This is a genomic window from Pseudomonas sp. TE9122 (assembly GCF_056278925.1).
Map to the genome: position 1 here is coordinate 1,653,709 of NZ_JBWBQI010000001.1, position 13,307 is coordinate 1,667,015.

The 13,307-nt window shown below is 60.4% G+C and carries 11 protein-coding genes and 4 tRNA genes; 10 read left to right on the forward strand and 5 right to left on the reverse strand.

Annotated elements, in window-relative coordinates; translation table 11 throughout:
- Positions 1–38: 38 nt before the first annotated feature.
- The 9 genes from ACZ9BE_RS07280 to ACZ9BE_RS07320 all read left to right on the forward strand — a co-directional run bounded on the left by ACZ9BE_RS07280 (position 39) and on the right by ACZ9BE_RS07320 (position 8,632).
- Positions 39–1,250 carry an O-succinylhomoserine sulfhydrylase gene (locus tag ACZ9BE_RS07280; protein WP_016773944.1) on the forward strand — a complete coding sequence of 404 codons (1,212 nt, stop codon included), beginning with the start codon at positions 39–41 and terminating at the stop codon, positions 1,248–1,250.
- A complete protein-coding gene (locus tag ACZ9BE_RS07285; protein WP_476249124.1) occupies positions 1,247–2,023 on the forward strand; it encodes an SDR family oxidoreductase in 777 nt (258 codons plus the stop codon). Before ACZ9BE_RS07280 ends, ACZ9BE_RS07285 begins: the two co-directional genes overlap by 4 nt.
- A 166-nt stretch (positions 2,024–2,189) precedes the next feature.
- Positions 2,190–2,265: transfer RNA gene (locus tag ACZ9BE_RS07290), tRNA-Val, on the forward strand.
- A 55-nt stretch (positions 2,266–2,320) separates the two neighbouring features.
- Positions 2,321–2,397: transfer RNA gene (locus ACZ9BE_RS07295), tRNA-Asp, on the forward strand.
- Between the two features lie 93 nt (positions 2,398–2,490).
- Positions 2,491–2,567, forward strand: a tRNA-Asp gene (locus tag ACZ9BE_RS07300).
- Positions 2,568–3,057: 490 nt separating this feature from the next.
- Positions 3,058–5,889 (forward strand): xanthine dehydrogenase family protein molybdopterin-binding subunit, encoded by a 2,832-nt coding sequence (locus tag ACZ9BE_RS07305; RefSeq protein WP_056784400.1) that lies wholly within the window; start codon positions 3,058–3,060, stop codon positions 5,887–5,889.
- Positions 5,882–6,421, forward strand: coding sequence for a (2Fe-2S)-binding protein (locus tag ACZ9BE_RS07310; RefSeq protein WP_016773947.1), 540 nt, complete (start codon positions 5,882–5,884; stop codon positions 6,419–6,421). Before ACZ9BE_RS07305 ends, ACZ9BE_RS07310 begins: the two co-directional genes overlap by 8 nt.
- Positions 6,422–6,423: 2 nt before the next feature.
- A complete protein-coding gene (locus tag ACZ9BE_RS07315; protein ID WP_095179500.1) occupies positions 6,424–7,659 on the forward strand; it encodes a c-type cytochrome in 1,236 nt (411 codons plus the stop codon).
- A gap of 1 nt (position 7,660) precedes the next feature.
- Complete coding sequence (locus ACZ9BE_RS07320) at positions 7,661–8,632, forward strand: XdhC family protein (RefSeq protein ID WP_476249125.1); 972 nt, start codon at positions 7,661–7,663, stop codon at positions 8,630–8,632.
- Between the two features lie 129 nt (positions 8,633–8,761).
- Here ACZ9BE_RS07320 and ACZ9BE_RS07325 read toward each other — a convergent pair whose 3' ends face one another.
- Entirely contained in the window at positions 8,762–10,045 is a 1,284-nt protein-coding gene (locus ACZ9BE_RS07325) for an NAD(P)/FAD-dependent oxidoreductase (protein ID WP_122706904.1), read from the reverse strand.
- A 183-nt stretch (positions 10,046–10,228) separates the two neighbouring features.
- On the opposite strand from ACZ9BE_RS07325, the gene ACZ9BE_RS07330 reads away from it, so the two are divergent.
- Positions 10,229–10,305 (forward strand) — tRNA-Val (locus ACZ9BE_RS07330).
- A gap of 109 nt (positions 10,306–10,414) precedes the next feature.
- On the opposite strand, the gene ACZ9BE_RS07335 is transcribed toward ACZ9BE_RS07330, so the two are convergent.
- The 4 genes from ACZ9BE_RS07335 to ACZ9BE_RS07350 are packed head-to-tail and all read right to left on the reverse strand — an operon-like array spanning position 10,415 to position 13,266.
- Positions 10,415–11,551 (reverse strand): tyrosine-type recombinase/integrase, encoded by a 1,137-nt coding sequence (locus ACZ9BE_RS07335; protein WP_071171664.1) that lies wholly within the window; start codon positions 11,549–11,551, stop codon positions 10,415–10,417.
- A complete protein-coding gene (locus tag ACZ9BE_RS07340; RefSeq protein WP_016773953.1) occupies positions 11,551–11,784 on the reverse strand; it encodes a hypothetical protein in 234 nt (77 codons plus the stop codon). Before ACZ9BE_RS07340 ends, ACZ9BE_RS07335 begins: the two co-directional genes overlap by 1 nt.
- A 44-nt stretch (positions 11,785–11,828) precedes the next feature.
- Positions 11,829–12,971 (reverse strand): DNA-methyltransferase, encoded by a 1,143-nt coding sequence (locus ACZ9BE_RS07345; RefSeq protein ID WP_476249126.1) that lies wholly within the window; start codon positions 12,969–12,971, stop codon positions 11,829–11,831.
- 49 nt (positions 12,972–13,020) lie between these two features.
- Positions 13,021–13,266 (reverse strand): hypothetical protein, encoded by a 246-nt coding sequence (locus ACZ9BE_RS07350; protein WP_476249127.1) that lies wholly within the window; start codon positions 13,264–13,266, stop codon positions 13,021–13,023.
- Between the last annotated feature and the right edge of the window lie 41 nt (positions 13,267–13,307).

Below are 13,307 nucleotides of genomic sequence, written 5' to 3' on the forward strand. Positions count from 1 at the left end.
CTGATATTTATTGTTCGAGAACAGCAAGGAGAGACAGCATGAGTCAGGAATGGGATGCCGGTCGGCTGGACAGCGACCTCGAAGGCGTAGCGTTCGATACCCTGGCCGTCCGTGCCGGTCAGCACCGCACGCCGGAAGGCGAACACGGTGACCCGATGTTCTTCACCTCCAGTTACGTGTTCCGCACCGCTGCCGATGCAGCGGCGCGCTTTGCCGGCGAAGTGCCTGGCAACGTCTATTCGCGCTACACCAACCCGACCGTGCGCGCGTTCGAAGAACGCATTGCCGCGCTGGAGGGCGCCGAGCAAGCCGTCGCCACGGCAACCGGCATGGCCGCGATCATGGCGGTGGTGATGAGCCTGTGCAGTGCTGGCGATCATGTGCTGGTGTCGCGCAGCGTGTTCGGCTCAACCATCAGCCTCTTCGAGAAATACTTTAAACGCTTCGGCGTCGAAGTCGATTACGTCCCGCTGGCCGATCTGTCAGCCTGGGACGCGGCGATCAAGTCCAACACCAAACTGCTTTTTGTCGAATCGCCGTCCAACCCGTTGGCCGAGCTGGTGGATATCGCCGCGCTGGCAGAAATCGCGCATGCCAAGGGCGCGCAGCTGGTGGTCGACAACTGCTTCTGCACCCCGGCGTTGCAGCAGCCGCTGAAGCTCGGCGCGGACATTGTCGTGCACTCGGCGACCAAGTTCATCGACGGTCAGGGTCGCTGCATGGGCGGCGTTGTCGCCGGTCGCGGTGAACAGATGAAAGAAGTGGTGGGTTTCCTGCGGACCGCCGGGCCGACCCTCAGCCCGTTCAACGCGTGGATCTTCCTCAAAGGCCTCGAGACCCTCAATCTGCGCATGAAAGCGCATTGCGCCAACGCTCAGGCGCTGGCCGAATGGCTGGAGCAGCAGGACGGCATCGAGAAAGTCCATTACGCCGGCCTCAAGAGCCATCCGCAGCACGAGTTGGCCCAGCGCCAGCAGAAGGGTTTTGGTGCGGTGGTGAGCTTCGAGGTCAAGGGCGGCAAAGAAGGCGCCTGGCGCTTTATCGATGCCACGCGGTTGATTTCGATCACCGCCAACCTTGGCGACAGCAAAACCACGATCACCCATCCTAGCACCACCTCCCACGGCCGTCTGGCGCCGCAGGAGCGTGAAGCGGCGGGGATTCGCGACAGCCTTATCCGCGTGGCGGTTGGTCTGGAAGATGTCGCTGACCTGCAGGCTGACCTGGCGCGCGGTCTGGCGGCATTGTGATCGAGTTGTCCACACCGGCGGCCAATACCCATGGCCGCGTGGCGCTGGTCACTGGCGCTGCACGCGGTATCGGCCTCGGAATTGCCGCCTGGCTGATCAGCGAAGGCTGGCAAGTGGTGCTGACCGATCTTGATCGGGTGCGTGGTTCGAAAGTGGCGAAGGTGCTCGGCGAAAACGCCTGGTTCGTCGCCATGGACGTCGCCGAGGAAAATCAGGTCGCACTGGGCGTGGCCGAGGTGCTGGGGCAGTTTGGTCGCCTTGATGCGCTTGTGTGCAACGCGGCGGTGGCCGATCCGCACAACATCACCCTGGAAAGCCTCGATCTGGCGTATTGGAATCGGGTGCTGGCGGTGAATCTGAGCGGGCCGATGTTGCTGGCCAAGCACTGTGCGCCTTATCTGCGTGCGCACAACGGTTCGATCGTCAATCTGGCCTCGACCCGTGCGCGACAGTCGGAGGCGGACTCCGAGGCGTATGCGGCGAGCAAGGGTGGGCTGTTGGCGCTGACCCATGCGCTGGCAATCAGCCTTGGGCCGGAAATCCGCGTGAACGCAGTCAGTCCTGGCTGGATCGATGCGCGTGATCCCTCGGTGCGTCGCGCCGAACCGTTGGCCGATGCCGATCACGCCCAGCATCCGGCGGGCAGGGTGGGGGCGGTGGAAGACGTGGCGGCGATGGTGGCGTGGTTGCTGTCGCGCAATGCGGGATTTGTCACCGGGCAGGAATTCGTCGTCGATGGCGGCATGACCAAGAAGATGATCTACACGGAATAACAAGCGAAGCCGCGTCCTGTGGGAGCGAGCCTGCTCGCGAATGCGGTCCATCGGTCGATGGCTTCTTCAGGAATGAAGCAATTTCGTCTTTTTCAGAAAAACTCCAATCCTGCTATTGACTTAGCTTCGCCACCTGCGTAAATTTCGCGGCCTCGGAGATGCAAACGGGTGATTAGCTCAGCTGGGAGAGCGTCTGCCTTACAAGCAGAATGTCGGCGGTTCGATCCCGTCATCACCCACCACTCCCGAGAAGCTTGCGCAAGCAAGAGAGTAGGCTGAAAGTGCCTGCACCGACGCGCAGCGGTAGTTCAGTCGGTTAGAATACCGGCCTGTCACGCCGGGGGTCGCGGGTTCGAGTCCCGTCCGCTGCGCCATATTTTACGAGTCAGATTCATCTGATTCGCGATTGCAAGGCACCGAAGCCGGCAATCAAAACGAGTTACTTGAGCGCAAGCTCAAAGCGATACGCAGCGGTAGTTCAGTCGGTTAGAATACCGGCCTGTCACGCCGGGGGTCGCGGGTTCGAGTCCCGTCCGCTGCGCCATATCTGTTTCAAGGACCACTGAACGCCTTGAAGCGCCGAAATCAGCCATTGGCTGAATCGGATCGATAGCAAAGACCCTGGTCGAAAGACCGGGGTTTTTTGTGTCTGAAATTTGGTTATTCCTCATTCCTCTCTCCTTAAGTCCATGCGAATCCCTGTGGGAGCGAGCCTGCTCGCGAAAGCGCCGGCACGTTCAAAATCTGTATTGCCTGGAAAAACGTTTTCGCGAGCAGGCTCGCTCCCACATAGGCACGCTCTGTTATCTCGGCAGATCGGATGCGGTGCTACGTCGCATTGATTTTTTGATTATTTAGTCAGGTTTTTGTAACTGGTTGTTTGCTGTGGGCGCAGAAACCTTTAAAGTTAACCTTTCGGTCAGCTTTGCACTGTCAACACAGCTCTTTGCTTCGCCAGAAAGAGCTTCTGCACGACTCGAGATCCCCAGTAGATAACCACAAGGGCGGACCTATAACCGCCCAGAGGATGATCCATGTCCAACCGTGAAATATCCCGGCGCTCGTTCCTCCAGGGCGGGCTGGTGGCGGGTGTGAGCGTTACGCTTACGCCGCTCAGCAGTCAGGCGCTGGCTGCCTTGATGGAAAACAGCGTCACCGTGCCCTCCGAGAAATGGCTCGGCAATAACGGCAAGGCCCGTCAACGCAACGATGCCTTGTCCAAGGTCTGCGGCAGCAAGGTGTTTGCCCGCGACATCCGCGCCAAGGACATGCCTGGCTGGCCTGAGCAACAAGGCCACGCCATGCTGCTGAAAACCATCAAGGCCGACCATATCTACGCAGGTTACGACCTGTCGTGGCTCGGCGCCGATCTGCAGCCGGACCGCATCGTCACCGCTGCCGATCTGGACAAGGACGGTATCCACTTCCCCGAAGAGCACGCGCCTGATCCATTGCTGCCCGAAGGCAAGGTGCCGATGTTCATCGGTCACCCGGTGGCGATCCTGATCTGGAACGATTTCGAGCGTTTCCGTCGGGCCAAGAACCAACTCAAATTCAATGACAAAGCGATTCGTTACGGCGCCAAAGTGCCGTTCTACGAAGGTGATCCCTACGGCAGCTTCCGCTATGTGCGCGTCGGTGGCGCGACCTCGGCGGATGAAGACGAGTTCGCCAGCCTCAAGGATTCGATTCTGTTCCCGATGCTGAAGAACCGCCGTCCAGTGTGGAATGCATCGCCGAACCTGCATGGCAACCTCACCGAGCGCGGCCTGTTCTACGCTGACCGCATGAAGCAGGAGATCGACACGCCGCCAGACAACTGGCTGGTGTTCGATGAGCGCTACAAGACGCCGTCGATCGAACCGGCCGCCCTTGAGCCGGACAACGGCAACGGCTGGTACGACCCGAAAACCAAAACCCTGCATTTCGTCGTGGCGACGCAGTGCCCGCTGGAAGTCGCGACCGAGACTGCGAAGATGATCGGGCCGTCGCGTTTCGGCCTGGCCAACCTGAACATGCACCCGGGCTACACCGTCGGGTATGGCTCCAAAGACCACAACATTTTTGTCTACTACGCAGCCCTGGCCGCGCTGTACGGCGCCGGTGTGCCGGTGCGTCTGGCCAACGACCGCTATGAGCAATTCCAGAGCGGTATCAAGCGTCACCCGTTCGACATCCGCTACCAGTTGGCCGTGGACAAGAACGACTACACCTTCAAGATTTTCCGTGCAGAAATGAGCGTCGACGGCGGCGGTCGGGTCAACTACAGCCCATCGGTGGCAGCGGTTGGCGCCACGGCTGCGCAGTCGATCTACTACATGCCGCAGAACGATCTGCAGGTCACCGCCTATCACTCGCGCGCAGTCGAAGCGGGTTCGATGCGCGGTTACGGCACCCTGCAAAGCATGGCGGCGACCGAAATGATGGTCGACGAAATCGCTAATCGTCTGGGTGTCGACGCCATCGATTTGCGCCGCAGGAATGCACTGCGGTCCGGCATGAAAAACACCCAGGGCGCAATCCCGGCCGGTGCACTGCGCCTGCACGAAATTCTCGACAAGGCCTCGGTGCACGAAGTCTGGAAAAACCGTGACACGATCAAGCAACAACGTGAAGCGGCAGACCCGGATAACTGGTACGGCGTCGGTTTCGCCATTTGCCAGAAAGACTTCGGTACCGGCTCCGAAGCACCGATGGCCAGCATCGAATTCACCGCTGACGGGCGCATCACCCTGCGCCATATCGGTATCGAAATCGGCACCGGCATGTCCACTTCGCAAGCCTTGGTCGTCGCCGATTTCCTCGGCAGCCCGGCGCATGATGTGAAGACCGGAGAAACCGAGTGGCAGGAAATGCAGCTGATCACCAGCGGCAACCCGTACATCATGAGTCAGGCCGAGCAGGATAATCTGCTGCGCAACCCGCGCTGGGTCGGCAAGCTGGCGTCGGCGTCTTCGGCGACCAACTCCGCCTATTACTTCAGCCATGCAACCCGTGAGGCCGCGCGCGTGCTGTTCAACCATGGTTTGTGGCCCGCGGCGCTGGAGATATGGCGTCAGGGGCCGTACGGCGGCCAGGCCAACCCTTACGTGGTGCGTCGCGAAGATGCGCATTGGGTCGACGGCAAGCTGACCGCCAACGGCATGCAGCCGCTGAGTTTCGAAGAGCTGGCCAAGCGCGCCCACGAACGCGGGCTGGTGACGGGCGCCACGGTGCACGGTTTCAACCGTTGGAGCTGGGCCGAAGCCGAATACAGCATCGACGGCGTGCGCGAGCGCCTGCCGCTCGACGGTCTGGCGGTGAAATACGGCGATGGCGCGCCGCAAGCGAAGAAAGCGCAGATGAACAGCGCCGGTTTCCACTTGCTTGATCGGCAGAACGTCAACTACCCGGTAGTGCAGTTGAACAACGCTGCCGTGACCTATTACAGCCCGGTCGCCACGTTGGTCGAGCTGAAGGTCAACAAAGGCTCGGCGGAGGTTCAGGTGCTCAACCACCATTCTTGGATCGAGTGCGGGCGCGTGTTGGTTGAAGAGTTGGTCAAGGGCCAGCTCGAAGGCGGTATCGCCATGGGTATTGGTCATGCGCTGATGGAAGAAATGCCGTTGTACGAAGGCGGGCCGGGGGAGGGTGACTGGAACTTCAACCGTTATCGTCTGCCGATGGCCCGTCACGTTGCCGTGTGGAAGCAGACTGCGGAGATTCTGCCGCCGCTGTCGCCGAGCGATCCGTCCAAGGGCATCGCCGAAGTGGTGATGATCCCGATTGTCGGTGCCATCGGTAACGCCGTGGCGCATGCCATCGGCAAACGTGTTCGCGACCTGCCCATCACTGCTGCGCGCATCAAGGAGGCCCTCAATGGCTAACCGTCCGCTTCAACTGACCCTCAATGGTCAATCCGTCGGCCCGGTGGACATCCCTGATGACCTGCCGATGATCGACTATCTGCACGAATACAAAAACCTCACCGGCTCGCGGCTGGGCTGCGGTCAGGGGATCTGCCACGCCTGCGTGGTGATCGTCGATAACCCCGACGGTACCAGCGAAGAAGTGCGCACCTGCATCACCGGCGCGCACTACTTCGAGGGCAAGAAAGTCCGCACCATCGAAGGCCACGCCACTCGCGACGAGCAGGGCCAGGTCACTGAGCTCAATCCGATCCAGCAGCGCTTTGTCGACGAGTTTGCCTTCCAGTGCAGCTACTGCGCGCCAGGCTTCGTCAACGCCGCGACGGTGTTGGTCGAGAAGCTGCAGCGCCAGCCGATCGTCAAAAGTCAGCTGGAACAGGTGATCGAGGACAGCCTCGGCCATCACGTCTGCCGCTGCACCGGGTACGTGCGTTATTACAACGCCACGCGCAACGTGCTGACCGATCTTGGTCTGGTCAAGGAGGGTTGAGCATGAAGCGTTTACTGACCCGCCTGACTTTTGCGGTCGGACTGGCTGCGCCGTTTTTGGCGGTCCACGCCGATGATCAGGTCAAGCGCGGCGAATACCTCGCCCGCGCCGCTGACTGCATGGCCTGCCACACCGCACCGGGTGGCGCGCCCTATGCCGGCGGCCTGCCGATCGTGTCGCCGTTCGGCACGATCTACGGCACCAACATCACCCCGAGCAAAGAGCACGGCATCGGTCTGTACAACGATGACGAGTTCTTCGCTGCGCTGACCGAAGGCAAACGGCGCGACGGTGCGAATCTGTATCCGGCGATGCCGTACACCTCGTATCACCTGATGCCGCGCGCCGATTCCGATGCGATTCACGCGTATCTGAAAACCATCGAGCCGATCGAACGCGCCGCGCCGGTGACCAGCCTGAGCTTTCCGTTCAATGTGCGTCTGGGCCTGACCGGCTGGAACATGCTCTACGGCAAAGACGTCAAGCTGGAGCCCGCCGAAGGCAAAAGTGCGGCGTGGAAGCGTGGCCAGTATATGGTCGACGTCCTCGGCCATTGCGGTGAATGCCATACGCCACGCGGCCTGCCCGGCGCGATGCAAATGGACAAGCGCATGACCGGCGGCATCCTCAATGGTTATCTGGCGCCGAGCCTGCTGGCCACCGACCTGGCCGCGCGCGGCTGGAATCAGCAGGATCTGAGCACGTTTCTGAAGCATGGCATGAGCGCGCAAGGAACGATGTTCAACGAAATGTTCCCGGTGTTTCACAACAGCACTCAAGGTCTGAGCGATGCTGATCTGGCGGCAATGGCGACGTTCCTGCTTGGCGAGCAACCGCCACCAGCCAAAGAGCTCGTCGAAGTACCGCTGGACAAGCTCAGCGCGAGTGCTCAGCGCGGCCGTCAGGAATATCTGAACGTCTGCGCCGGTTGTCACGCGGCTGGCGGTGAAGGCAAACCGCACATCGCAGTGGCCATGCGCGGCAACACGACGTTGCGTCTGGAAGATCCGCGCAACCTGTTGCGAGTGATCGATGACGGCATCGGCGAACAGAAGTTCTCCGGGTTCGAGCACATGCAGCCGATGCCGGGTTTTGCTGAAAAGCTCAGTCCTGAGCAATTGACCGATCTGCTCAACTACCTGCGTCAGGGTTGGGGCGGCCAGAGCGCTGAGCTGGCAGTAAGTGAAGTGCAGAAGCTGCAAGCCGACGCGCCGAGCGTCGAGCACAAGGCCCACTGATATGCAGCATCTCGATCTGCAAGTGGTGCGTAAGGCGCTGGAATGGTCGGTGGCCGGGCAGCGAATCTGGCTGTGCACGGTGCTGACCACTTACGGCTCGGCACCGCGCGCGCCGGGTTCGCTGCTGGCGGTGAACGAAGGCGGGCAGTGGATCGGCTCGCTGTCAGGCGGTTGCGTTGAGGAGGATTTTCTTCAGCGCGTTGCCGAAGGTGCGTTTCTCGAAGCAGTAAGCGTCGTGCGTTACGGCGAAGGCGATGATCCGCGCTCGCGGGTCAGTCTGCCTTGCGGTGGCATTCTCGATGTGTTGGTGGAAAAACTTGACGCCGACTGCGCGGTGCAGGCGCATCTGCGTGAACTGGAATCAGCGCTGCTGGGTCAGCGTCGTCTGCTTCGCGAAGTTGATCTGGCCAGCGGTGCGCGCACTCTATTCGCTGACCGCGAGCAGGGTGCGCGGATCGAGCGTGAGATTGATCGGGTGCGCATTCGTATCGGTGCAGCACAGCGCTTGTTGCTCGCCGGCTACTCCAGTGTGGCGCAGGCCTGTGCCGAGTTCGCGGTAGGACTTGGCTTCGAAGTGATTCTCTGCGATCGGCGCGACGAGGTGCTGGAAGGTGTGGTGCTCAATGGCGTGGAAATTCGTCGACAGTTGCCTTCGGTGTTTATTGCCGACGGTGGTTGTCATCGCGATACGGCGGTAGTGGCGTTGACCCACGATCCGCGTATCGATGATCTGGCGATGATGGAGGCGGTGCGCACCAAGGCGTTTTACATCGGTGTGATGGGATCGCTGCAGACGTCGCAAAAACGCTTTGAGCGCTTACGTCGCATTGGTGGTTTGAGCGAGGCGGAGCTGGCGCGGATTCATGCGCCGATCGGCCTCAACCTCGGCAGCAAGACACCGGCGGAAATTGCGCTGGCGGTGCTGGCGGATATCCTGCGGATTCGCAGCGGGATCGCTCGGGATCAGCTCTGATCCTAAGCCTTGCTGAATCTACTGTGGCGAGGGGATTTATCCCCGGTTGGACTGCGCAGCAGTCCCCTCCTGCTCAAGAGGGGGCGCTTCGCACCCCCTACGGGGATAAATCCCTCGCCACAATGGTGTTTATAGACCGTACTTATCGCGCAGCCCGTAATACCAGGCCCCCAGCGCGGCAAACGGTGTGCGCAGCAATTGCCCGCCGGGGAAGGGGTAGTGGGGCAGGTCGGCAAAGGCATCGAAGCGCTCGGCCTGACCGCGCAACGCTTCGGCGAGGACTTTGCCAGCCAGGTGCGTGTAGGTGACGCCGTGGCCGCTGCAGCCCTGCGAGTAATAGATGTTGTCGCCCAGGCGCCCGACCTGCGGTAAGCGCGAAAGGGTCAGCAGGAAGTTGCCGGTCCAGGCGTAGTCGATCTTCACGTCCTTGAGTTGCGGGAAAGCTTTGAGCATCTTCGGGCGAATGATCGCTTCGATGTTCGCCGGATCGCGAGCGCCATAGACTACACCGCCGCCGAAGATCAGGCGTTTGTCGGCGGTCAGGCGATAGTAGTCGAGTAGATAGTTGCAATCCTCCACGCAGTAATCCTGCGGCAGCAATGCTTTCGCCAGCTCATCACCCAAGGGCTCGGTGGTGATCACCTGAGTGCCGCACGGCATCGATTTGGCCGCCAGTTCGGGCACCAGATTACCAAGATAGGCGTTGCCGGCGACGATGATGAACCTGGCCCTGACCTTGCCTTGCGGTGTATGCACAACCGGATTGGCCCCGCGCTCGATGCGCACGGCAGGTGATTGCTCATAGATGGTGCCGCCGAGAGACTCGACTGCCGCCGCTTCACCGAGTGCCAGATTCAGCGGATGGATGTGGCCGCCGCTCATATCGAGCATGCCACCGACGTATTGATCGCAACCCACCACTTCACGGATGCGGCGTTGGTCCATCAGTTCCAGCTGAGTGTGACCAAAGCGTTCCCACAACCGTTTCTGCGATTCAAGGTGGCCCATTTGTTTGGCGGAAAGGGCGGCGAATACACCACCGTCTTTCAGGTCGCACTGGATGTTGTATCTGGCCACGCGCTCGCGAATGATCCGGCCGCCTTCAAAGGCCATTTCGCCGAGCAATTGCGCCTGCTTGGGGCCGACGGTGCGTTCGATGACGTCAATGTCGCGGCTATAACTATTAACGATCTGCCCGCCGTTACGCCCCGAAGCGCCGAAACCGACCTTGGCCGCTTCCAGCACGGTTACACGAAATCCGTGCTCCAGCAGAAACAGAGCGGACGACAGCCCGGTATACCCGGCGCCGATCACACAGACGTCCGTCTCCACATCATCCTGCAGCACAGGGCGTGGTGGTACGGCATTGGCCGACGCAGCGTAATAAGACTCTGGGTATTGGGTGTTCGCCATCCTGCCGCCTCTGTTTAATATATTTTACGAGTGCGTCGATCCTACCCGAGTTGAAAAACCTCCGCCAGCCACCGGAAAATCTTCGTCGCTGAGGCGAAATTAAATATTTTGCATATTCATAGGGTTAGGTGAAAAAAAGGTGTTGACACCCCTCCGGAATTCCGTAGAATGCCGCCTCACAGCAGGCACGTAGCTCAGTTGGTTAGAGCACCACCTTGACATGGTGGGGGTCGTTGGTTCGAGTCCAATCGCGCCTACCAAACAAAATCCGCTCTGCTGGGCGGTCTAGAAGGGCTCACCGAAAGGTGGGCCCTTTTTTGTTGTCTGCGATTTGCAAAACTTTTGCAAAACTTTTGCAAAACCCCCACCTCAGAACGCCAGTTCGGCGCTCACCTCAACATAGTCGATCGTCTTGTCGCCGTGTCCCTCCTGGTAGTGCTTCGTCATCTTCTCATCCGCGTGGCCCAGCAGCGCCTGGATGTATTCCTGTGGGAAGTTTTGCTGCTCGTACAGCCATGCACCTAAAGCGCGGATCTCGTGAAAAGTGGGGCGCTCACCGGCCGGCACGTGGTCATAGGCGTGCGCGGCGTCGCGGGCCTTGCTGAACTCCTTGGTCAGATAATCCGGCGTTACCGAGGTCCAGTGGTCCTTCGCGTCGATTTGTTCACGGCGCCGCGCCTTCGGTTTGTAGTGGATCAGATAAGGCGACACCAACGGCGATCGCAGGCACTCGCCGACGACTTCACGCAGCGCGGCGCCCATGGTGATCTTCAGGTGAACGGGATTGTCGTAGCCCTGCGTCTTGCCCGGCGACACGGTCAGCGTGTTCTTGTCCATGTCGACCGCCGACTTCAGCCAGGTCACGATATCTTCGCGGCGCTGGAGGCTGGCCAGTGCTAGGCGGATTGCCCGCTTCAGCCAGGGCGGCGTGGTCGCCGCGCCGATGATCGTCTGTAGTCCTTCCAGCGTGTGCCGCTGGCGCTTCTTCTCGGCTTCCTTCTTGACCAGCGTCAGCTCGGCGCAATTGCGCTCGGCCAACCCCTTGGCCACGGCGAAAGCGAAGATCTGCACCCACAGCCCGCGATGCTTTGTGTAGGCGTTGTTGCTGAACTGGTCCAGGTATTCAGCCATGGCCAGCACGTCCATCTGCCCGATCAGGCGATCGCCGAGATCTTGCCGGTACCGCTCGAGCTTGAATTTGATCTCTTCCAGTGTCCGCGCCGCATAACCCTTGTCCACCAGCCATTCGTCATTGAACCGCTGCAGCAGGTTGCTCACCGTTGGCAACCGGTCGCCGGTCAGCAGGGTGAGCAGCGCCCCGTCATCGACGACCAGCGCCGCGACCTTGAGGTTTGCTGCGTGCGCGAGCTTGATTGCTTCCTCAAGTGGGCGGTTGATGCTGGTCATCAAGCCGGTAATGGGGTTCCGGTACCGAAAATATTTACCGTTCGGGTAAAGATTTGGCGGTAGCTTCCTGTTTTTGAGCGTGCGCGGCCGGGCAGCCATCAGCCTATCTCCAACATCTTGGCCAGCAGGGGATCATCTGACCCCATCACGGCCGCCTGCACATCCACGAAATACATCCCGCCTTTTACTTCTCCTACCACTTCGCCTTCCTCAATCCATTTTTTCAACTGCTGCAAACTCGGCTTGCCGCCGACGTAGCGGAGCTTTCTGTATTCGCCTGCCTCCATAAGGCGCGGCAACTTGACCGTGATCTGGGCCAGAATTTTTGCCATTGTGATGCTCCATGCCGCGCGTGGCGGCAGAAGGTGGTGATGGGTTACGCGGCTGGCGCTGAATCGTGAAACACGTCCATCTGCGCCGCACCGTCGAGCCAGGCAGCCGAGATCCGGCGTTCAGCCATGGCGGCATAGTCTGGGTTGAGTTCGCAGAGAATCGACTTGCGGCCCTCCTGCATGGCGACCACCGCTGTGGTACCGGCGCCGCCGAATGGGTCAAGCACCACACCACCGCGGGGAGCCCCGGCCAAAACGCATGGCCGGATCAGGTCGGGCGGGAAGGTGGCGAAGTGGGCGTCCTTGAAGCTATGGGTCGCCACAGTCCACACGCTGCGCTTGTTCCTCGTTGCCGTGTCCCAAGTGCTTTCCTTTCGGTCTGGTCGGTGCGTGCCTTTGTTCTGCCCCGGGATCACCTGCTCTCGCTTCGAATCCTCTCGCTTGAAACTATCGCGCCGTGCTCGCTCCGCACCTTCCTTGTGAAAAGCTCCGTGGCCACCGGCGCCAGTTGAGGTATCCCAGCCGGTCGGCACCGTTGCCCGCGGCTTCGTCACTGCGTCGAACCCGTGACCGAAACCGACGCCGGTTGGCGTGGCGCCATAAATCGCCGGCTCGCGTATCGCCTCCATGTCGCAGTGGTACCGGCGGGACTTGCTGAGCAGGAAGATGTATTCGTGGGCTTTGGTGCAACGATCGCGCGTCGACTCCGGCATCGGGTTCGGCTTGTGCCAGATGATGTCCTGACGCAGATACCAGCCATCGTCCTGCAGCGCGAAGGCCATTCGCCACGGCATGCCCATCAGATCTTTCGGCTTGAGGCCGGTGGCGGGAGTTCGGCGCCGATTCTTCACCACGGCCGCCATTGTTCCCTTGCCAATTGAAGGGCAAGACGTCGTGCCGCGAGAGCCGGTTTCGTCATAGCCGCCGGCGTTGCTGGCATAGCTGTCGCCCATATTCACCCAGGCCGTACCGTCGTCGCGGAGTACTCGACGCACTTCGCGGAACACTTCGACCAGTCGGGCAATGAACTCGCCCGGGGTTTCCTCCAGGCCGATCTGCCCGTCTACGCCGTAATCGCGCAGGCCGAAGTAAGGCGGGCTGGTAACGCAGGTGTGAACTGACTTATCCGGCAGGGTCCGCATCATGTCGATGCAGTCGCCGACCAGAATGCGGTGTTGTTCTGTCATCGCCACGGCCCCTTGTAGATTAGGTAGGCCATGTAGAGCGGGGCGAAGATCATGGCTGCTCTCCTCGATAAGCTCGAACGCTGGCGGAGATTGTTTCCCCGAAAATCAACCAGACTACGAACACCCCGAAGACGGCAAGCCACGCCCAGTCAGGTAGGAGATTCAGCAAAAGGATAATTGGCACCGCAACGACCGCGACCATCAGGCTGAATATCATCATTACGACGAATATTCCGGCTTCGCGCTTCGCGGATTGCCGAGCTGCTGACAATGCAGCTTTGATTTTGTTTTTCATCCGATCACCGCCTTTATGGTCAGTACCAATGGAAGCCAGAA

Coding starts and splice junctions, on each gene's coding strand:
- ACZ9BE_RS07280 (WP_016773944.1), top strand. CDS start 39: ATGAGTCAGGAATGGGATGCCGGTCGGCTGGACAGCGACCTCGAAGGC.
- ACZ9BE_RS07305 (WP_056784400.1), top strand. CDS start 3,058: ATGTCCAACCGTGAAATATCCCGGCGCTCGTTCCTCCAGGGCGGGCTG.
- ACZ9BE_RS07310 (WP_016773947.1), top strand. CDS start 5,882: ATGGCTAACCGTCCGCTTCAACTGACCCTCAATGGTCAATCCGTCGGC.
- ACZ9BE_RS07315 (WP_095179500.1), top strand. CDS start 6,424: ATGAAGCGTTTACTGACCCGCCTGACTTTTGCGGTCGGACTGGCTGCG.
- ACZ9BE_RS07320 (WP_476249125.1), top strand. CDS start 7,661: ATGCAGCATCTCGATCTGCAAGTGGTGCGTAAGGCGCTGGAATGGTCG.
- ACZ9BE_RS07325 (WP_122706904.1), bottom strand. CDS start 10,045: ATGGCGAACACCCAATACCCAGAGTCTTATTACGCTGCGTCGGCCAAT.
- ACZ9BE_RS07335 (WP_071171664.1), bottom strand. CDS start 11,551: ATGGCTGCCCGGCCGCGCACGCTCAAAAACAGGAAGCTACCGCCAAAT.
- ACZ9BE_RS07340 (WP_016773953.1), bottom strand. CDS start 11,784: ATGGCAAAAATTCTGGCCCAGATCACGGTCAAGTTGCCGCGCCTTATG.
- ACZ9BE_RS07345 (WP_476249126.1), bottom strand. CDS start 12,971: ATGACAGAACAACACCGCATTCTGGTCGGCGACTGCATCGACATGATG.
- ACZ9BE_RS07350 (WP_476249127.1), bottom strand. CDS start 13,266: ATGAAAAACAAAATCAAAGCTGCATTGTCAGCAGCTCGGCAATCCGCG.